At 52.7% G+C, this 15,774-nt stretch carries 30 protein-coding genes; all 30 read right to left on the bottom strand.

Annotated elements, in window-relative coordinates; all coding sequences use genetic code 11:
- Window positions 1-132: 132 nt before the first annotated feature.
- Window positions 133-669 carry a bL17 family ribosomal protein gene (locus ISF27_RS09690; RefSeq protein ID WP_194611287.1) on the bottom strand — a complete coding sequence of 179 codons (537 nt, stop codon included), beginning with the start codon at window positions 667-669 and terminating at the stop codon, window positions 133-135.
- Window positions 670-808: 139 nt separating this feature from the next.
- The gene (locus tag ISF27_RS09685) at window positions 809-1,774 is read right to left on the bottom strand and encodes a DNA-directed RNA polymerase subunit alpha (protein ID WP_194611286.1); all 966 of its coding nucleotides are present in this window, start codon (window positions 1,772-1,774) and stop codon (window positions 809-811) included.
- A gap of 69 nt (window positions 1,775-1,843) precedes the next feature.
- Window positions 1,844-2,437, bottom strand: coding sequence for a 30S ribosomal protein S4 (gene rpsD, locus ISF27_RS09680; protein WP_194611285.1), 594 nt, complete (start codon window positions 2,435-2,437; stop codon window positions 1,844-1,846).
- A gap of 18 nt (window positions 2,438-2,455) precedes the next feature.
- Window positions 2,456-2,860 (bottom strand): 30S ribosomal protein S11, encoded by a 405-nt coding sequence (gene rpsK, locus ISF27_RS09675; RefSeq protein ID WP_194611284.1) that lies wholly within the window; start codon window positions 2,858-2,860, stop codon window positions 2,456-2,458.
- A 95-nt stretch (window positions 2,861-2,955) separates the two neighbouring features.
- Window positions 2,956-3,324 carry a 30S ribosomal protein S13 gene (gene rpsM / locus ISF27_RS09670; protein WP_194611283.1) on the bottom strand — a complete coding sequence of 123 codons (369 nt, stop codon included), beginning with the start codon at window positions 3,322-3,324 and terminating at the stop codon, window positions 2,956-2,958.
- A gap of 76 nt (window positions 3,325-3,400) precedes the next feature.
- Entirely contained in the window at window positions 3,401-3,514 is a 114-nt protein-coding gene (rpmJ, locus tag ISF27_RS09665; protein ID WP_003497809.1) for a 50S ribosomal protein L36, read from the bottom strand.
- 87 nt (window positions 3,515-3,601) lie between these two features.
- Complete coding sequence (gene infA, locus ISF27_RS09660; protein ID WP_194611282.1) at window positions 3,602-3,820, bottom strand: translation initiation factor IF-1; 219 nt, start codon at window positions 3,818-3,820, stop codon at window positions 3,602-3,604.
- Between the two features lie 34 nt (window positions 3,821-3,854).
- Window positions 3,855-4,631 carry a type I methionyl aminopeptidase gene (gene map / locus ISF27_RS09655; protein ID WP_194611281.1) on the bottom strand — a complete coding sequence of 259 codons (777 nt, stop codon included), beginning with the start codon at window positions 4,629-4,631 and terminating at the stop codon, window positions 3,855-3,857.
- Between the two features lie 73 nt (window positions 4,632-4,704).
- A complete protein-coding gene (locus ISF27_RS09650; RefSeq protein ID WP_194611280.1) occupies window positions 4,705-5,346 on the bottom strand; it encodes an adenylate kinase in 642 nt (213 codons plus the stop codon).
- A 105-nt stretch (window positions 5,347-5,451) separates the two neighbouring features.
- Complete coding sequence (gene secY, locus ISF27_RS09645; RefSeq protein WP_194611279.1) at window positions 5,452-6,771, bottom strand: preprotein translocase subunit SecY; 1,320 nt, start codon at window positions 6,769-6,771, stop codon at window positions 5,452-5,454.
- A gap of 1 nt (window position 6,772) precedes the next feature.
- Entirely contained in the window at window positions 6,773-7,213 is a 441-nt protein-coding gene (gene rplO / locus ISF27_RS09640) for a 50S ribosomal protein L15 (RefSeq protein WP_194611278.1), read from the bottom strand.
- Between the two features lie 17 nt (window positions 7,214-7,230).
- On the bottom strand, window positions 7,231-7,413 hold the full coding sequence (gene rpmD / locus ISF27_RS09635; RefSeq protein WP_194611277.1) for a 50S ribosomal protein L30: 183 nt from the start codon (window positions 7,411-7,413) through the stop codon (window positions 7,231-7,233).
- Window positions 7,414-7,426: 13 nt separating this feature from the next.
- A complete protein-coding gene (rpsE, locus tag ISF27_RS09630) occupies window positions 7,427-7,936 on the bottom strand; it encodes a 30S ribosomal protein S5 (protein ID WP_194611276.1) in 510 nt (169 codons plus the stop codon).
- Window positions 7,937-7,954: 18 nt separating this feature from the next.
- Entirely contained in the window at window positions 7,955-8,323 is a 369-nt protein-coding gene (gene rplR / locus ISF27_RS09625; RefSeq protein ID WP_194611275.1) for a 50S ribosomal protein L18, read from the bottom strand.
- Between the two features lie 17 nt (window positions 8,324-8,340).
- Window positions 8,341-8,880 (bottom strand): 50S ribosomal protein L6, encoded by a 540-nt coding sequence (gene rplF, locus ISF27_RS09620; RefSeq protein ID WP_194611274.1) that lies wholly within the window; start codon window positions 8,878-8,880, stop codon window positions 8,341-8,343.
- Window positions 8,881-8,965: 85 nt separating this feature from the next.
- On the bottom strand, window positions 8,966-9,370 hold the full coding sequence (gene rpsH, locus ISF27_RS09615; RefSeq protein WP_194611273.1) for a 30S ribosomal protein S8: 405 nt from the start codon (window positions 9,368-9,370) through the stop codon (window positions 8,966-8,968).
- Window positions 9,371-9,399: 29 nt separating this feature from the next.
- Entirely contained in the window at window positions 9,400-9,585 is a 186-nt protein-coding gene (locus tag ISF27_RS09610; protein ID WP_194611272.1) for a type Z 30S ribosomal protein S14, read from the bottom strand.
- Window positions 9,586-9,604: 19 nt separating this feature from the next.
- Complete coding sequence (rplE, locus tag ISF27_RS09605; protein WP_194611271.1) at window positions 9,605-10,144, bottom strand: 50S ribosomal protein L5; 540 nt, start codon at window positions 10,142-10,144, stop codon at window positions 9,605-9,607.
- 20 nt (window positions 10,145-10,164) lie between these two features.
- Entirely contained in the window at window positions 10,165-10,470 is a 306-nt protein-coding gene (gene rplX / locus ISF27_RS09600; RefSeq protein WP_194611270.1) for a 50S ribosomal protein L24, read from the bottom strand.
- A 13-nt stretch (window positions 10,471-10,483) separates the two neighbouring features.
- The gene (rplN, locus tag ISF27_RS09595; protein WP_194611269.1) at window positions 10,484-10,852 is read right to left on the bottom strand and encodes a 50S ribosomal protein L14; all 369 of its coding nucleotides are present in this window, start codon (window positions 10,850-10,852) and stop codon (window positions 10,484-10,486) included.
- Between the two features lie 27 nt (window positions 10,853-10,879).
- The gene (rpsQ, locus tag ISF27_RS09590) at window positions 10,880-11,134 is read right to left on the bottom strand and encodes a 30S ribosomal protein S17 (RefSeq protein WP_194611268.1); all 255 of its coding nucleotides are present in this window, start codon (window positions 11,132-11,134) and stop codon (window positions 10,880-10,882) included.
- Window positions 11,135-11,167: 33 nt separating this feature from the next.
- Window positions 11,168-11,374, bottom strand: a complete 207-nt coding sequence (gene rpmC, locus ISF27_RS09585; RefSeq protein ID WP_194611267.1) for a 50S ribosomal protein L29 — start codon at window positions 11,372-11,374, stop codon at window positions 11,168-11,170.
- Window positions 11,364-11,801: a 50S ribosomal protein L16 gene (gene rplP / locus ISF27_RS09580; RefSeq protein ID WP_194611266.1), complete on the bottom strand. Its 438-nt coding sequence runs from the start codon at window positions 11,799-11,801 to the stop codon at window positions 11,364-11,366. The genes rpmC and rplP overlap by 11 nt, the downstream gene beginning before the upstream one ends.
- Complete coding sequence (rpsC, locus tag ISF27_RS09575) at window positions 11,801-12,460, bottom strand: 30S ribosomal protein S3 (protein ID WP_194611265.1); 660 nt, start codon at window positions 12,458-12,460, stop codon at window positions 11,801-11,803. The genes rplP and rpsC overlap by 1 nt, the downstream gene beginning before the upstream one ends.
- 12 nt (window positions 12,461-12,472) lie before the next feature.
- Window positions 12,473-12,859 carry a 50S ribosomal protein L22 gene (gene rplV, locus ISF27_RS09570; protein ID WP_194611264.1) on the bottom strand — a complete coding sequence of 129 codons (387 nt, stop codon included), beginning with the start codon at window positions 12,857-12,859 and terminating at the stop codon, window positions 12,473-12,475.
- Between the two features lie 26 nt (window positions 12,860-12,885).
- Window positions 12,886-13,161 (bottom strand): 30S ribosomal protein S19, encoded by a 276-nt coding sequence (gene rpsS / locus ISF27_RS09565; RefSeq protein WP_194611263.1) that lies wholly within the window; start codon window positions 13,159-13,161, stop codon window positions 12,886-12,888.
- Window positions 13,162-13,177: 16 nt separating this feature from the next.
- On the bottom strand, window positions 13,178-14,017 hold the full coding sequence (gene rplB / locus ISF27_RS09560; protein ID WP_194611262.1) for a 50S ribosomal protein L2: 840 nt from the start codon (window positions 14,015-14,017) through the stop codon (window positions 13,178-13,180).
- A 136-nt stretch (window positions 14,018-14,153) separates the two neighbouring features.
- Complete coding sequence (gene rplW, locus ISF27_RS09555) at window positions 14,154-14,453, bottom strand: 50S ribosomal protein L23 (protein WP_194611261.1); 300 nt, start codon at window positions 14,451-14,453, stop codon at window positions 14,154-14,156.
- Complete coding sequence (rplD, locus tag ISF27_RS09550) at window positions 14,453-15,073, bottom strand: 50S ribosomal protein L4 (protein ID WP_194611260.1); 621 nt, start codon at window positions 15,071-15,073, stop codon at window positions 14,453-14,455. The genes rplW and rplD overlap by 1 nt, the downstream gene beginning before the upstream one ends.
- 31 nt (window positions 15,074-15,104) lie before the next feature.
- Window positions 15,105-15,740, bottom strand: a complete 636-nt coding sequence (gene rplC, locus ISF27_RS09545) for a 50S ribosomal protein L3 (protein ID WP_194611259.1) — start codon at window positions 15,738-15,740, stop codon at window positions 15,105-15,107.
- Window positions 15,741-15,774: the final 34 nt, after the last annotated feature.

Below are 15,774 nucleotides of genomic sequence, written 5' to 3'. Positions count from 1 at the left end.
CAAAAAAAGCGGCCGCGGCACAAGGAATCCTCTCCCCCGTGCGGCAGCCGCCGATATTTCCTCCGTCCCGGAGCTCATCAGGAAAAACGGAACTTTCCCTGATGCAGGCTTCCGGACAGATCATCTTACATTTCAGACAAGCTCAAGAAGAACTTCCATCGCTGCATCGCCCTTGCGCTGGCCAATCTTGACGATTCTGGTATAACCGCCGTTGCGGCCCGCATACTTCGGAGCGATCTCATCGAACAGCTTCGCCGGAAGATCTACCTTCTTGGTATTCTTCTTTCTGCCCTTACCTGCAGCCGGAACCTCGGTCACATCGTAGAGCACGCGGAGCATCTGCTTTCTGGCATGAAGTCTGGAGGGCTTATCCTTCTTGATCTGCTTCTCCACTTCCTCATAAACGGTAACCTTCTTGCCGTCCTTCTCTTCCTTAACCCGCTTGCCGTCGGCATCCTTCTTGGCTACCTTGGCTTTCACGGTAACGGTCTCAAAATTGTCCTTCTCCTTGACGGCAAGGGCAATCAGGCCCTCGGCAATCTTGCGAACTTCCTTCGCTCTCATCTCGGTGGTCACGATCTTGCCGTTGTTGATCAGCGCGGTGGTGAGGCCTCTGAGCATAGCCTTTCTCTGGTTAGAAGTTCTTCCAAGCTTTCTGTACTTTGCCATGATAAAATTTCCTCCATTCGTGGAACAACCGGCCACGCACTTTCGGACTTACTGGCCGGCTGCTGGTGATCCATTTTGGGTATTGCACGAAACTCACGCTTCGCCCGCCGGGCTCGCGCTTGTCAGGTGCCCTGCTGAGTCAGACCTCCTCGTTGGGTTTCAGCGAAAGGCCGAGTTCCTTCAGCTTTGCGATAACTTCGTCCATCGACTTGCGGCCAAGGTTTCTGACCTTCATCATATCCTCGGGCGTCTTGGAGCAAAGTTCCTCGACGGTATTGATTCCCGCCCGCTTCAGGCAGTTGTACGAGCGGACAGACAGCTCGAGCTCGTCGATATTCATCTCGAGCACTTTCTCCGACTCACTGGCCTTGTCGTCCTTGATTACCACTGCCTCCTTGGCACTCTTGGACAGGTCAATGAACAGGTTGAGATGTTCGCTGAGAACCTTCGCCGCCAGGCTGACGGATTCATCCGGGCCCAGGGTCCCGTTGGTGTAAACCTCCAGGGTGAGCTTGTCGTAATCGGTCATCTGGCCGACACGGGTGTTCTCAACGTTCATGTTGACACGCTCTACCGGTGTGTAGATGGAGTCAATGGCGATCACGCCGATCGGCACGTCATCGCGCTTATTGCGGTCGGCGCCCACATATCCGCGCCCCTTGGTAATCGTAAGCTCCATATAGAGCTTGCAGTCCGGGCCGCCGCTGAGCGTCGCGATGACCTGATCGGGATTCATGATCTCAATCTCATCAGTTTCCGTACGGATGTCCTTCGCGGTTACCACGCCATCGCCCTGAAAATCAATGAAGGCGGTCTTGGGATCATCATCCTCACAGAGGTTTCTGATCGCAAGGCTCTTGATATTCATGATAATCTCAGTGACATCTTCCTTAACTCCCGGGATTGAGCTGAATTCATGCAGAACACCGTCGATCTTCACCTGGCTTACTGCGGAACCCGGAAGAGAGGAAAGCATGATTCTTCTGAGGGAATTTCCCAGGGTCAGGCCGTAGCCTCTCTCCAGAGGCTCAACAACAAATCTGCCGTATCTCTTGTCATCTGAAATCTCTGCAATTTCGATCTTCGGTTTCTCGAAATCCAACACGATAATCCCTCCTTCTGGGTCATCTTATGTGAGGGGTATAAATTACCAGCCAGCGCATCAGCCCGCAGATTATTTGGAATAAAGCTCGACGATCTGCATCTCGTCAACCGGAACGTCGATCTCGTCCCTGGTCGGCAGCTGCTTAACCGTGCCCTTAAGGTTCTCATTGTCAGCCTCAAGCCATGCGGGAACAAGCCTTCCGCCGGTAACGGCAACGACATCCTTGTATCTCTGAGCAGTCTTGAACTTCTCCTTGATCTCAATGGTATCGCCGGCCTTTACCTCGTAGGACGGGATATTCACGCACTTGCCGTTGACCAGCACATGCTTGTGGTCAACGATCTGGCGAGCTTCTTTTCTCGTGCGGGCAAAACCCATACGGAAAATGACATTGTCCAGTCTGGTCTCCAGCAGAACCATCAGGTTCGTGCCGATCTGGCCTCTCTGTCTGGACGCTTTCGCAAAATAGTTTCTGAACGGCTTCTCAAGAACGCCATAGATGAACTTGGCCTTCTGCTTCTCTCTCAGCTGTAAGCCATACTCGCTGAGCTTTCTGTTGGCTCTTCTCGGTTCTCTCTTCGATGTCTTGCCGATACCAAGGTACACCGGATCCAGGTCAAGGGATCTGCATCTCTTAAGTACAGGAACTCTATCAACTGCCACGATTTCTTACCTCCTAAATCAGACTCTTCTGCGCTTCGGCGGACGGCATCCATTGTGCGGAACCGGCGTCACGTCGCGGATACTGGTTACTTCAAGGCCGCATGCCTGAAGTGCACGGATCGCAGCCTCACGGCCGGAACCCGGACCTTTAACCATAACATCAACCGTCTTTAATCCATGGATAAGAGCTGCCTTCGTTGCAGTTTCTGCAGCCATCTGTGCTGCGTATGGAGTAGATTTCCTTGAACCCTTAAATCCGAGACCGCCCGCGCTTGCCCAGGATAATGCATTGCCCTGTGCATCAGTCAGCGTAACAATGGTGTTATTGAAAGAAGACTGAATGTGAGCCTGTCCGTGTTCAACGTTTTTCTTAATGCGCTTTTTTGTCGCTTTTTTTGCTGAAGTCGACACTTTCTTCGCCATTTTAAACTAACCTACTTTCTTTTTCGCAATTACTGTACTGAATCCCCCGGGATCCACTGTCACCATGTCAGAATCAAAACAGGAAAAAATATCAATTATTTCTTCTTGTTCGCAACGGTCTTTCTCGGACCCTTGCACGTTCTGGCATTCGTCTTGGTCTTCTGGCCACGGCAGGGAAGGGACTTTCTGTGACGGATGCCTCTGTAGCAGCCGATTTCCTGCAGTCTCTTGATATCCATAGCGACCGCTCTTCTCAGATCACCCTCAACTACCTGGGTCTCTGCGATGACTTCGGAAATCTTCTTTACATCGTCATCTGTAAGGTCCTTCACTCGCGTGTCCGGGTTAACGCCGGCATCCTTGAGGATGCGGTCCGAGCTGGCGCGGCCGATACCATAGATGTAGGTCAGGCCAATCTCGACGCGTTTTTCCCTCGGTAAATCGACACCTGAAATACGAGCCATTGTGTGTTGCACCTCCATTAACTATTTGCGTTGCTTTTGTAACCTGCGCTTTTTGACGCACCGCGAGCGGGACTTATCAGCCCTGTCTCTGCTTGTGTTTCGGGTTCTCACAGATTACTCTGATGCTGCCTTTTCTCTTGATGATCTTGCACTTTTCGCAAATCGGTTTAACCGAAGATCTGACTTTCATAGTAATCCTCCTTTCCTCCATTCACGGTCATCCAACAAAGTCGCTTAAGCATTATAGCACTGTGGACTTTCCATTGCAAGAATAATTTTATTTATCTCTCCAGGTGATTCTCGCCTTGGACAGGTCATACGGAGACATTTCCAGCTTAACCTTGTCGCCGGGAAGAATCCTGATGTAGTTCATGCGAAGCTTCCCGCTGATGGTCGCGAGCACAACGTGCTTGTTCTCCAGCTCAACTCGGAAGGTCGCGTTCGGAAGTTTCTCAACGACAACGCCCTCAAGCTCAATGACATCTGATTTTGACAAGGATTTCCACTCCCCTTTCTATTCTATAATCGTTTTATTCCTGAATCACCGGAGCTTCGCCGGAATAGGTGAAGATCTCCGGCTCCCCCTCGGTGATGAGTACGGTATTCTCATAGTGTGCGGCATTGGACCCGTCCAGTGTTACTACTGTCCATCCGTCATCCATCCAGCCGACGAGCCAGTCCCCCTCAGTGATCATCGGCTCGATCGCGAGCGTCATTCCCGGCTTCAGGGTAACGCCCCGCCGCCTTGTGACATAATTCGGGATCTCGGGATCTTCGTGCATATCCGCGCCGATGCCGTGTCCCTCAAGATCACGGACGACTCCGTACCCACGCCGTTCCACATAGTTCTGGATAGCGCGGGAGATGTCGCGGATGTGATATCCCGGTTTCGCAAAGCGGATTCCGGCGAAGAAGCTCTCCCTCGCGGTGCGGATGAGGTCAAGATCTTCTTCCGCCACATTCCCGATGGGAAATGTCCTCGCCGCGTCCGCCTGGTAGCCCTTCCAGACAAGGCAGGTATCCAGGCTGACAATGTCGCCATCCTCGATGGTTCTCGCCTCGCTCGGGATTCCGTGCACAACCTCATCGTTCACGGAAATGCAGAACGCGGCGGGGAAGCCTTCATATCCCTTGCAGGACGGGATGCAGCCCCTCTTGAGAATCAACTCCTCGCCGATCCGGTCAATCTCGGCGGTGGTCATCCCCGGCGCAAGCTTCTCTGCAAGCTCCAGGTAAACCTCCTCGAGAAGTCTTCCGGCTTCCCGCATCCGGCGGATCTCCGTCGGCGATTTAATAATGACTGCCATTTTTTCCAGCCTCCCACACTTCTGCATTCACCAGCGGGCCTGTGCTGCCGGGATCTTCGTCTTTCCCGGCGGATCAGCCGAGAAGCGCGGTGATATCCGCAAACACTCTCTCCAGCGGCTGTGTCCCGTCCACTGTCCTGAGGACGCCCTGCTTCTCATAGTACTCGATCAGCGGCTGCGTCTGCTCATGGTAAACCTTCAGTCTCTTCTGTACGGTCTCGGGCTTATCATCATCGCGAATCACCAGTTTCTCCCCGCACCGGTCACAGATACCTTCCTTCTTCGGCGGCATCGACACGATATGGTAGGTCGCTCCGCACTTCAGGCAGGCGCGTCTTCCGGACATCCGGCCGATGATAGCCTCATCCGGGACATCAATGTTGATCGCGAAATCGATCTTCTCGCCACGCTTCGCCAGTGCATCCGTCAGGCTTTCCGCCTGCGGGATTGTCCTCGGGAAACCATCCAGGATGTAGCCCTCGCGGCAGTCCTCCCCGCCGATGCGGTCAAGAAGCATGCCGATCGTGATCTCATCCGGCACAAGAAGGCCCTGGTCCATATATTCCTTTGCCTTCTTTCCGAGGTCAGTACCGGCCTTAATGTTGCTCCGGAAAATATCCCCGGTAGAAATGTGCGGAATCCTGTACTTCTCACTGATCCTATCCGCCTGGGTGCCCTTGCCGGCACCGGGAGCGCCAAGCATTACAATCCTCATAAAATGCCTCCTTCACTCTTTCTCCCTGCGAATACCGGCAGGCACTTGTAGTCACGGACGTGTCTGCAAGCGCCTGCCGGAAATTAACCGCTGAGGAAAGAATCCTTAAAGCTCGTTAAGGAATCCCTTATAGTTCCGGACGAGCAGCTGTGCCTGCACGGCCTTGATCGTCTCCAGAACTACTCCGACGATGATGATCAGCGATGTACCGCCAAAGGACATTCGGCTGACCTTGAAAACGCCGGAAACCATGATCGGGATGATGCAGACGATAATCAGTCCGACCGCACCGATCAGGACGATATAATTCAGCATATTGTTCAGATAGTCCGATGTCGGCTTACCCGGGCGGATGCCGGGGATGAAGCCTCCGGACTTCTTCATATTGTTGGCAACTTCCAGCGGATTGAAGGTGATCGAGGTATAGAAATACGCGAACACAACAATCAGCAGAATGTATACCGCGAGGCCGATGGAATAAACCGGAGCCTCAGGCCTGAACCAGTTGCCGGAGTTCAGGAACATCAGCACCTGACCGAGCTTCGTCGAGTAATCAACGTGGAAGAATTCCGCGATGACGACCGGGAAGGACATCAGGGATGACGCGAAAATTACCGGGATAACGCCGCCGGTGTTCACCTTGAGCGGAATATAGGTAGACTGCCCGCCAACCATTCTCCGCCCCTGCAGCTTCTTGGAATACTGCACGGGAATCCGCCGCTCCGCGTCCTGAAGATAAACCGTGAACACGCAGATCGCGACGATCACCGCGATAATAATGATCGCGTAGACAACACCGACCGCAACCGTTTTTCCCTTGATGAATCGCTCAAAGAGGGTGAGGGCATCGTTCGGGGTTGAGGACACGATATTGAACAGGAGGACAATGGAGATGCCATTGCCCACGCCGTACTCGGTGATCTGCTCACCAATCCACATCAGCATGGCTGACCCGGCGGTCATGGTAACCACCGCGACAATCACGTTCATGGCGTTGTAATTGATCAGGAGTCCCTGCCCGCCGAAGCCCACGCTCATCGCGATGGACTGCATCAGGGCAAGGCCGACCGTCACATAGCGGGTGTACTCGGCAATCTTTTTGCGCCCGTCCTCGCCCTCCTTCTGCATCTCCTCAAGCTTCGGAATCGCGATCGTGAGAAGCTGCATGATGATGGACGATGTGATGTACGGGGTAATGCTCAGCGCGAAAATGGACATGTTCGTGAAGGAACCGCCCGTGATCGTGTTGAAAAAGCCGAAGGCATCACTGGACTGGTTGGCGAACAGATTTGCGAAGAAGTTGGTCTTTACGCCCGGAACAGGAACCTGTGAGCCCAGGCGGATCACCACGAGCATCATGAAGGTGAAGAGAAGCTTGTTGCGGACTTCCTTCACCTGAAACGCCTTCCTGAGCGTTTGAAGCATATTACATCACCTCGCAGGTACCGCCGGCTGCCTCGATCTTTGCCTTGGCGCCTTCGCTGACAGCGTTGACCTTGACAACGAGTTTCTTGGTGAGCTCGCCGTTGGCCAGAACCTTAACGCCGTCGCGCGGATTCTTGACAACACCTGCTTCGACAAGTTTTTCTACCGTAACAACTGTGTCGTTATCAAAACGCTCCAGATCCTTCACGTTGATCGCAACAATCCTCTTGGAATTGATGCAGGTGAAGCCTCTCTTGGGGAGACGTCTGTACAGCGGCATCTGGCCGCCCTCAAATCCGACTCTCGGTGCGCCGGAACGTGCTTTCTGTCCCTTGTGGCCCTTACCGGAAGTCTTGCCATTGCCTGAACCATGTCCGCGGCCTCTTCTGAAGTTGTCGCTGTGTACGGAACCGGCTGCCGGCTTTAATGTGGATAAATCCATGACTTGCACCTCCTAAATCAGATCTCCTCAACCTTCACCAGATGTCTGACGCTCTGGATCATTCCTCTGACAGCGCCGTTATCCGGAAGTTCAACAGTGTGGTGCATCTTTCTGAGCCCGAGGGCCTCAACCGTAGCTTTCTGCTTCGGAACCGCACCGATAGGAGATTTCACCAGTGTGATCTTTAATTTCTCTGCCATTGTGGTCTCCTCCTTAGTTCTGAATCTCTTCAACAGACTTGCCGCGGTTTCTGGCAACCTCTTCCGGGGTTTTCAGAGAACGGAGGCCGGTCAGTGTCGCGAGAACGACGTTAACCTTGTTGTTCGATCCGAGAGACTTGGTACGAATATTCTGATATCCTGCAAGCTCGATAACGGCACGGGCAGGACCGCCAGCGATGATACCGGTTCCTTCCGGAGCCCGCTTAAGCAGTACGTTGGAACTGCCGTATACACCGTAGTAATCGTGCGGAACACTCTTATTGGCATCAAGGGAAACTTCAACGACGTGGCGCTCAGCAGCTTCCTTGCCCTTCCGGATTGCCTCCGGAACCTCTGCCGCCTTGCCCATACCTACGCCGACATGACCGTTTCTATCGCCGACGACAACCAGGGCTGCGAATCTCTGTGTACGGCCGCCCTTTACGGTCTTGGATACTCGGCGGATCGAAACAACTCTGTCTTCAAGCTCAAGCTTGCCGGCATCAATTTTTTCACGCTTCATATGTATGTTCTCCTCTCCTTAGAACTCAAGACCGGCTTCTCTCGCGGCATCCGCAAGGGCCTGAACTTTTCCGTGGTAGATGTATCCGCCTCTGTCGAAGACAACCTTCTTGATTCCCTTTTCCTGCGCTCTCTCGGCGATCAGCTTGCCGACAAATGCGGCAGCCTCGGTCGTGTCAGTGTTCGCAAGCTGTGCCTTCACATCCTTCTCAACCGTGGACGCGGAAGCCAGGGTGTTGCCGACGGTATCATCTATGATCTGGGCATACATATGATCGTTGCTCCGGAACACGGCAAGACGCGGTCTTTCAGCTGTGCCGGAAAAACGATTGCGTAATCTCTCATGCTTTTTAACGCGGATTTCGCTTCTTGACTTTTTGCTAACCATCTTCACACGCTCCTTAATTATTTCTTACCGGTCTTGCCGACCTTGCGTCTGATAACCTCATCCGAATACTTGATGCCCTTGCCCTTATACGGCTCCGGCTTCTTCTTGTCACGGATCTCCGCCGCAAACTGGCCGACTTTCTCCTTGTCAATGCCGCTGATGACGATCTTGTTGCCATCAACCTTTGTCTCGACGCCTTCCGGATCCTGCATCTCTACCGGATGGGAGAAGCCGAGGGTGAGCACCAGCTTCTGTCCCTGCTTGGCAGCTCTGTAGCCGACACCGTTGATCTCCAGGGTTTTCTCGTAACCCTTGGTTACGCCGATGACCATGTTGTTGATCAGGGATCTGGTCAGACCGTGTAAAGCCTTTACTCTCTTAAGGTCGTTCGGACGGGTAACTACCACATGTCCGTCCTTCTCCTCGATGGTTAACTCAGGGGAAAATGTCTTCTCGAGGGTTCCCTTGGGTCCCTTAACTGTTACCTGATTTTTCTCTGCGATTGTAACCGTAACGCCATCCGGAATCGCAACCGGCAATCTACCAATACGTGACATGCCTTTAATTCCTCCTACTTAGATTCTCGGAGAGAATGCGATGTTCTCTCTGTTTTCAGTACCTGCGCTTCTCGAGTGCCGTATGTCACCAGATAAATGCCAGTACTTCGCCGCCGACGCCGAGCTCTCTCGCCTTCTTGTCGGTAATAATGCCCTGGTTTGTGGAAAGGATGGCGATGCCGAGACCGCCAAGAACCTTCGGCAGGTTCTCCTTACCGGCGTAGATTCTCAGGCCCGGCTTGGAGATCTTCTTCAGGCCGGAGATGATTCTCTCGCTCTTGTCCTTGCCGTACTTCAGGGTGATGTGAATGTTCTTGAAGCCGTGCTCATCATCGGTAAGGTCATACTTCTTGATGTATCCCTCATCAACGAGGATATCCGCGATGGCAATCTTCATCTTCGATGCCGGAACGTCCACAGTATCATGCTTGGAGACATTTGCATTACGAATTCTTGTAAGCATGTCTGCAATCGGATCACTCATTGTCATTTGAGTTTTACCTCCTCTATTCTCTCTCTTTACCAGCTTGCCTTCTTGACGCCCGGAATCTCGCCCTTGTAGGCAAGCTCACGGAAGCAGATACGGCAGATGCCGTACTTCTTCAGCACGGAATGGGGACGGCCGCAGATCTTGCAGCGGGTGTACTCTCTGGTAGAGAACTTCGCCGGACGCTGCTGTTTAATCTTCATCGACAGTTTAGCCATAGATCAAATTCCTCCTGGATTATTTCACAAACGGCATGTTGAACAGTCTTAACAGCTCGCGGGCTTCCTCGTCCGTCTTGGCAGTTGTTACGAAGATGATATCCATGCCTCTGACTTTGTCAACCTTATCGTACTCGATCTCCGGGAAAATCAGCTGTTCCTTGATGCCGAGTGCGTAGTTGCCTCTGCCGTCGAAGGAATTCGCGCTGACACCGCGGAAGTCACGTACACGCGGAAGTGCCAGGTTGATCAGGCGGTCAGCGAATTCGTACATTCTCTCGCCGCGAAGGGTAACCTTGCAGCCGATGGCCATGCCCTCTCTGATCTTGAAGTTTGCTACCGACTTCTTCGCCTTGGTGAGGATCGGCTTCTGTCCGGTGATGAGCTCAAGGTCTCTGACTGCGGAATCGAGAACCTTCGCATTTTCCTTGGCCTCACCGACGCCCATGTTGACAACGATCTTGTCAAGCTTCGGGATCTCCATTACATTCTTATATCCGAACTTCTTGGTCATGGCGTCCATGATCTCGTTCTGATACATTTCTTTTAATCTGGACATTCGATTTCCTCCTCCCTGGTTCAGTCGATGGCCTTGCCGGTCGCCTTCGCGATACGGACTTTCTTTCCGTCCTTCTCGCCAAAGCCAACTCTGGTGGTCTTCCCATCAACGACGAGCATGACATTGGAAATGTCCAGCGGAGCTTCCTCGTGGATGATGCCGCCCTGCTGATTCTGTGCGGACGGTTTGGTGTGCTTGGTTACCATGTTGCATCCCTCGACCTTAACCTTGTGGTTCTTTACGTCAACGGAAAGCACTTTTCCAGTCTTATCTTTATCCTTGCCGGCAATAATCTTTACCGTATCGTCTTTCTTAATCTTCTGCACCGTCGTTACCTCCTTACAGAACTTCCGGAGCCAGAGAAACGATCTTCATGAACTGCTTCTCACGGAGCTCTCTCGCAACCGGGCCAAAGATACGGGTTCCTCTCGGCGTGTTATCTTCCTTGAGGATAACCGCTGCGTTCTCGTCGAAACGGATGTAGGAGCCGTCCTTGCGGCGCGTGCTTCTCACTGTGCGGACAACGACTGCCTTGACAACGTCGCCCTTCTTTACAACGCCTCCCGGTGTTGCATCTTTAACGCTGGCAACAATGATGTCACCGATTCCTGCATATCTTCTTGTGGAACCGCCCATTACACGGATGCAGAGAAGCTCTCTTGCGCCGGTATTGTCGGCCACTTTTAATCTCGATTCCTGCTGAATCATGGACCAATTCTCCTTTCTGCGCTGAGATTATCTCGCCTTCTCAACGATCTCAACAAGTCTCCATCTCTTGTCCTTGGACAGCGGCCTGGTCTCCTGAACCTTTACCGTATCCCCGATCCCGCACTCGTTGTTCTCGTCATGGGCCTTTAATTTATATGTTCTCTTCACGATCTTTCCGATCAGAGGATGCTTTACGTGATGCTCGATAGCAACAACAATCGTCTTGTCCATCTTGTTGCTGACTACCTTGCCGGTACGTACTTTTCTAAGATTTCTCTCCACGGTAGCTATCTCCTTTCCATTTATTGGAAATTATTACGCCTCAGCCTTCTTGGCTGTAATAACAGTCTGGATTCTGGCAATATTTCTGCGGACTTCCCTGATTCTGCCTGTGTTATCCAGCTGGTTGGTAGCATTCTGGAATCTCAGGTTGAAGAGCTCTTTCTTAGCCGCGGTCAGCTCGTCATTCAGCTCAGCAGTGGATTTATTATTTAACTCTTCAAGGTACTTGTTAATTTTCACTGTTATCACCGCCTTCTAACTCTTCTTTGGAAACGACTCTGCACTTGCACGGAAGCTTGTACATAGCCAGACGAAGTGCTTCCTTAGCCGTATCATCCGGAACACCGGCGATCTCAAAAAGGACACGGCCCGGCTTAACCACCGCTACCCAGTAATCCACGGCGCCCTTTCCGGAACCCATTCGGGTCTCGGCCGGCTTTGCGGTAACCGGCTTATCCGGGAAAATCTTGATCCAGATCTGTCCGCCACGCTTTACATAACGGGTCAGGGCGACACGGGCAGCCTCGATCTGATTGGATTTGATCCAGCACGGCTCGGTAGCCACAAGACCCCAGGAACCGTTCGTGATCTTCGTACCGCGGGTAATCTTGCCTGCCATGGAGCCGCGGAACTGTTTTCTATGCTTAACTCTCTTCGGCATTAACATTATTTATCGCTCCCTTCCTTTTTTCCCTTGACCGGAAGAACTTCGCCCTTGTAGATCCAAACCTTGACGCCAGTCTTGCCATAGGTTGTGCTGGCCTCAGCGAAGCCATAGTCAATGTTTGCCCTGAGTGTCTGCAACGGGATGGTTCCATCGCTGTAGAACTCCTTGCGTGCAATATCAGCGCCGCCAAGACGTCCTGCAACGCAGGCCTTGATTCCCTTGGCTCCCGCTCTCATCGTGCGGTTCATCGCGGACTTCACTGCACGGCGGAAGGAAACACGGTTCTCGAGCTGCTGGGCAATATTCTCGGCAACCAGCTGAGCGTCCCTGTCCGGTCTCTTGATCTCCTTGATGTCGATGAAGACCTTATCCTTGGTCAGCTTCTGAACCTCTTTCTTCGTCTTCTCAATCTCTGCACCGCCCTTGCCGATGACAACGCCCGGCTTTGCGGTGTAAACGATGATCTTAACTTTATTTGCCGCACGCTCAACCTCAATCTTGGAAACGCCGGCATCATAGAGCTTCTTCTTCAGGAACTCTCTGATCTTGTGATCCTCGACAAGATAGTCGGAGAATCTCTTGTCATCAGCATACCATCTGGAGCTCCAGTCGTCGATGACACCGACTCTTAAGCCATGCGGATTAACTTTCTGTCCCATATTATCCTCCCTTTACTTCTCATCGAGAACAACGGTGATGTTGCTCATTCTCTTCAGGATTCTGTATGCCCTTCCCTGCGCTCTCGGATGTACGCGCTTCATGATCGGGCCCTGGCCTGCATAGCACTCAGCAATATACAGGCCGCTGCGGTTCATCTGATTGTTGTTCTCAGCGTTCGCAGCAGCGGACTCCACCAGTTTCTTGATCACGGAAGATGCATATCTGGGATTGTAAGTCAGAATTCCGAGTGCCTCTTCGACGCTCTTTCCACGAATTGCATCCAGTACAAAGCAAGCCTTCTGAACAGATACTCTCGCGTAAGACAGTTTTGCTGACGGTCTGGTATCCTTCTGGGCGTTTCTCTCTCTCTTGACCTGAGATCTATGTCCCTTAGCCATTTCAAAAACCTCCTCTCAAAACTGTATTATCGAGTCTTCTTCTCATCAGCGCCATGGCCGCGGTAAGTTCTTGTGGCAACGAACTCACCGAGCTTATGGCCAACCATATCCTCAGTAACATATACCGGAACATGCTTTCTGCCATCGTAAACCGCAATTGTATGACCAACCATCTGCGGGAAGATGGTGGAACGGCGGGACCAGGTCTTGATGACCTGTTTCTGTCCGGCGGCGTTCATTTCGTCGATCTTCTTTAACAGCGAAGCGTCCGCAAACGGTCCTTTTTTAATTGAACGACCCATTCTTTACCTCCCAGGATTAAAGCTTTCCGTTTCTTCTTCTGACAATCATCTTGTTGGAGTGCTTGTTGGCCTTTCTGGTCTTGAGACCCAGAGCCGGCTTGCCCCAAGGTGTGCACGGACCCGGACGTCCTACCGGAGCCTTGCCTTCGCCGCCGCCGTGCGGATGGTCATTCGGGTTCATGACAGAACCGCGGACCGTCGGGCGGATTCCCATATGTCTTGTGCGTCCTGCCTTGCCGAGGTTGATCAGGTTGTGATCGCCGTTGCCTACGATACCCATGGTTGCGCGGCAGTCGATCGGAACCATTCTCATCTCACCGGACGGGAGCCTGAGGGTGGCGTACTTGCCTTCCTTTGCCATAAGCTGAGCGGAATTTCCTGCGGAGCGGACAAGCTGGCCGCCTCTGCCCGGAACGAGCTCAATATTGTGAACATTCGCGCCGACCGGGATGTTCGCGAGCGGAAGGCAGTTGCCGGTTCTGGCCTCAGCCTGGGCGCCGCTCATAATCTCCTGTCCGACGGTGATGCCCTGCGGAGCGAGGATGTAGCTCTTCTCACCATCCGCATAGCAGATCAGCGCAATGTTTGCTGTTCTGTTCGGATCGTACTCCACAGCAACAACCTTTGCCGGGATTCCGTCCTTCGCGTTTCTCTTGAAGTCAATCAGTCTGTATTTCTTTCTGTTGCCGCCGCCTCTGTGTCTTACCGTGATCTTGCCCTGGTTGTTGCGGCCTGCATTCTTCTTTAAAGAAACAACGAGCGACTTCTCCGGGGTGGTCTTGGTGATCTCGGAGAAATCCGATCCCGTCATGTTTCTTCTTGACGGTGTATATGGGCTGTATGTTTTAATTCCCATGACTCAAACTCCTTTCGTGAACGCGGTGACCCGCGCCCCGTTTCTCACGGACTGGCTACCGTATAATGCTGAGTTTGAAATGGCTCTGCCGGAAACTCATCCCGCTGCCTTTCAAACGTTTTCTTTCCGGCGGAAATTACAGACTCTGGAAAATCTCGATTTCCTTGCTGTCCTCGGTAAGCTTTACGATGGCCTTCTTGGTCTTCGCGGTCTTGCCGGTAACCATGCCTCTTCTCTTGTTCTTGCCGTCCTGGTTGATGGTATTGACGCTCTGAACCTTGGTGCCCGGGAACATCTTCTCCACGGCAGCCTTAACCATCGGCTTGGTAGCATCCGGATGAACCAGGAAGCAGTACTTCTTCTCGGCCATGCCGCTCATGCTCTTCTCGGTCACAACCGGCTTAATGATCACATCATAATACTGAATGTTTGCCATTATGCATACACCTCCTCGATGGAAGCAACCGCTGCCTTGGTGGCAACAACGGTGCCATACTTGAGGATGTCATAAACATTGATGGTATTTACCTTTGCTGTCTTGACATCCGCAATGTTTCTTGCGGAAACCGCTGTCTTATCGCACTCGTCATCGAGAACGACCAGCGCCTTCTCAACCTTGAGGTTCTTCAGGACCTCGGCGAACTTCTTGGTCTTGATCTCATCAAACTTGAGGGAGTCCACAACGACCAGCTTGTTCTCGCTGACCCTGCTGCTGAGCGCGCCCAGAAGAGCCGCTCTCTTCTCCTTCTTGTTCAGGCGGATGGTGTAATCGCGCGGAACCGGAGCGAATACAACGCCGCCGCCCTTCCACTGCGGAGCACGGATCGAACCCTGTCTCGCGTGGCCGGTGCCCTTCTGTCTCCACGGCTTTCTGCCGCCGCCGGAAACTTCGGAACGGGTCTTTGCCTTCTGTGTGCCCTGGCGACGATTTGCCAGCTGGGCAACAACAGCCATATGAAGCAGATGCTCATTGGCCTCTACGCCGAATACGGCATCGTTCAGATCGATCGTGCCGACTTCCGCGCCTTCCATATTATAAACAGATACGTTAGCCATCTAAAGTGTTCCTCCTTTCCTTCCCCTCGTCTTAGTTAGCAGACTTGACTGCCTCTCTGATCGTGATCAGGGACTTTCTCGGACCCGGAACGGAACCCTTAACCAGGAGCAGATTGTTTTCTGCGTCAACCTTTACCACTTCGAGGTTCTGAACAGTTACTCTCACGCTGCCCATATGTCCCGGCATTCCCTTGCCCTTCGGTACGCGTCCGGGTGTGGTAGCGGAACCATTGGAACCCTGGTGACGATGGAATTTGGAACCGTGAGCCATGGGGCCTCTGTGCTGTCCGAATCTGCGGATCGCACCCTGGAAGCCTTTGCCCTTGGAAATGGCTGTCGCGTCAACCTTATCGCCTGCCGCGAAGACATCAGCCTTGATCTCATCCTTTACAGAATACTTCTCGGCATCCTCAAAGCGGAACTCGCGGATATATCTCTTGTAGCTCACGCCTGCCTTGTCGAAGATGCCCTTGATCGGCTTGCTGACAAGCTTTTCCCTCTTGTCGGCGAAAGCGACCTGGACAGCCTTGTAGCCGTCATTCTCCTCAGTCTTGACCTGCGTAACCACGCACGGGCCAGCCTGAAGAACAGTTACCGGAACGAGCACACCGTCTTCATTAAAGATCTGTGTCATTCCGACTTTGGTAGCCAAAATACCTTTCTTCATGAAAAATGACCTCCTGTTTTTTCTACAGCGGAGC

It is taken from the genome of Clostridium vitabionis, from assembly GCF_015351765.1.
GTDB classification, from domain to species: Bacteria; Bacillota; Clostridia; order Lachnospirales; family Lachnospiraceae; genus Clostridium_R; species Clostridium_R vitabionis.
Note: the sequence above shows the minus strand (reverse complement) of the source record. Positions and strands in the feature narration are given on the sequence as shown.

What these genes read in the sequence shown, in the direction of transcription:
- rpsE (WP_194611276.1), bottom strand. Translation starts at nt 7,936, where the DNA reads ATGAAGCGTGAAAAAATTGATGCCGGCAAGCTTGAGCTTGAAGACAGA.
- secY (WP_194611279.1), bottom strand. Translation starts at nt 6,771, where the DNA reads ATGCTTCAAACGCTCAGGAAGGCGTTTCAGGTGAAGGAAGTCCGCAAC.
- rplP (WP_194611266.1), bottom strand. Translation starts at nt 11,801, where the DNA reads ATGTTAATGCCGAAGAGAGTTAAGCATAGAAAACAGTTCCGCGGCTCC.
- rplF (WP_194611274.1), bottom strand. Translation starts at nt 8,880, where the DNA reads ATGTCACGTATTGGTAGATTGCCGGTTGCGATTCCGGATGGCGTTACG.
- rplW (WP_194611261.1), bottom strand. Translation starts at nt 14,453, where the DNA reads ATGGCAAACATTCAGTATTATGATGTGATCATTAAGCCGGTTGTGACC.
- rplC (WP_194611259.1), bottom strand. Translation starts at nt 15,740, where the DNA reads ATGAAGAAAGGTATTTTGGCTACCAAAGTCGGAATGACACAGATCTTT.
- rpsC (WP_194611265.1), bottom strand. Translation starts at nt 12,460, where the DNA reads ATGGGACAGAAAGTTAATCCGCATGGCTTAAGAGTCGGTGTCATCGAC.
- rpsS (WP_194611263.1), bottom strand. Translation starts at nt 13,161, where the DNA reads ATGGGTCGTTCAATTAAAAAAGGACCGTTTGCGGACGCTTCGCTGTTA.
- rpsM (WP_194611283.1), bottom strand. Translation starts at nt 3,324, where the DNA reads ATGGCTCGTATTTCAGGTGTCGATTTACCGAGGGAAAAACGCGTCGAG.
- rplV (WP_194611264.1), bottom strand. Translation starts at nt 12,859, where the DNA reads ATGGCTAAGGGACATAGATCTCAGGTCAAGAGAGAGAGAAACGCCCAG.
- rpsK (WP_194611284.1), bottom strand. Translation starts at nt 2,860, where the DNA reads ATGGCGAAGAAAGTGTCGACTTCAGCAAAAAAAGCGACAAAAAAGCGC.
- rplO (WP_194611278.1), bottom strand. Translation starts at nt 7,213, where the DNA reads ATGGATTTATCCACATTAAAGCCGGCAGCCGGTTCCGTACACAGCGAC.
- ISF27_RS09690 (WP_194611287.1), bottom strand. Translation starts at nt 669, where the DNA reads ATGGCAAAGTACAGAAAGCTTGGAAGAACTTCTAACCAGAGAAAGGCT.
- rpsH (WP_194611273.1), bottom strand. Translation starts at nt 9,370, where the DNA reads ATGACAATGAGTGATCCGATTGCAGACATGCTTACAAGAATTCGTAAT.
- rplB (WP_194611262.1), bottom strand. Translation starts at nt 14,017, where the DNA reads ATGGGAATTAAAACATACAGCCCATATACACCGTCAAGAAGAAACATG.
- ISF27_RS09610 (WP_194611272.1), bottom strand. Translation starts at nt 9,585, where the DNA reads ATGGCTAAACTGTCGATGAAGATTAAACAGCAGCGTCCGGCGAAGTTC.
- rpmD (WP_194611277.1), bottom strand. Translation starts at nt 7,413, where the DNA reads ATGGCAGAGAAATTAAAGATCACACTGGTGAAATCTCCTATCGGTGCG.
- rpmJ (WP_003497809.1), bottom strand. Translation starts at nt 3,514, where the DNA reads ATGAAAGTCAGATCTTCGGTTAAACCGATTTGCGAAAAGTGCAAGATC.
- ISF27_RS09650 (WP_194611280.1), bottom strand. Translation starts at nt 5,346, where the DNA reads ATGAGGATTGTAATGCTTGGCGCTCCCGGTGCCGGCAAGGGCACCCAG.
- rplR (WP_194611275.1), bottom strand. Translation starts at nt 8,323, where the DNA reads ATGGTTAGCAAAAAGTCAAGAAGCGAAATCCGCGTTAAAAAGCATGAG.
- rplN (WP_194611269.1), bottom strand. Translation starts at nt 10,852, where the DNA reads ATGATTCAGCAGGAATCGAGATTAAAAGTGGCCGACAATACCGGCGCA.
- map (WP_194611281.1), bottom strand. Translation starts at nt 4,631, where the DNA reads ATGGCAGTCATTATTAAATCGCCGACGGAGATCCGCCGGATGCGGGAA.
- rplE (WP_194611271.1), bottom strand. Translation starts at nt 10,144, where the DNA reads ATGTCCAGATTAAAAGAAATGTATCAGAACGAGATCATGGACGCCATG.
- rplD (WP_194611260.1), bottom strand. Translation starts at nt 15,073, where the DNA reads ATGGCTAACGTATCTGTTTATAATATGGAAGGCGCGGAAGTCGGCACG.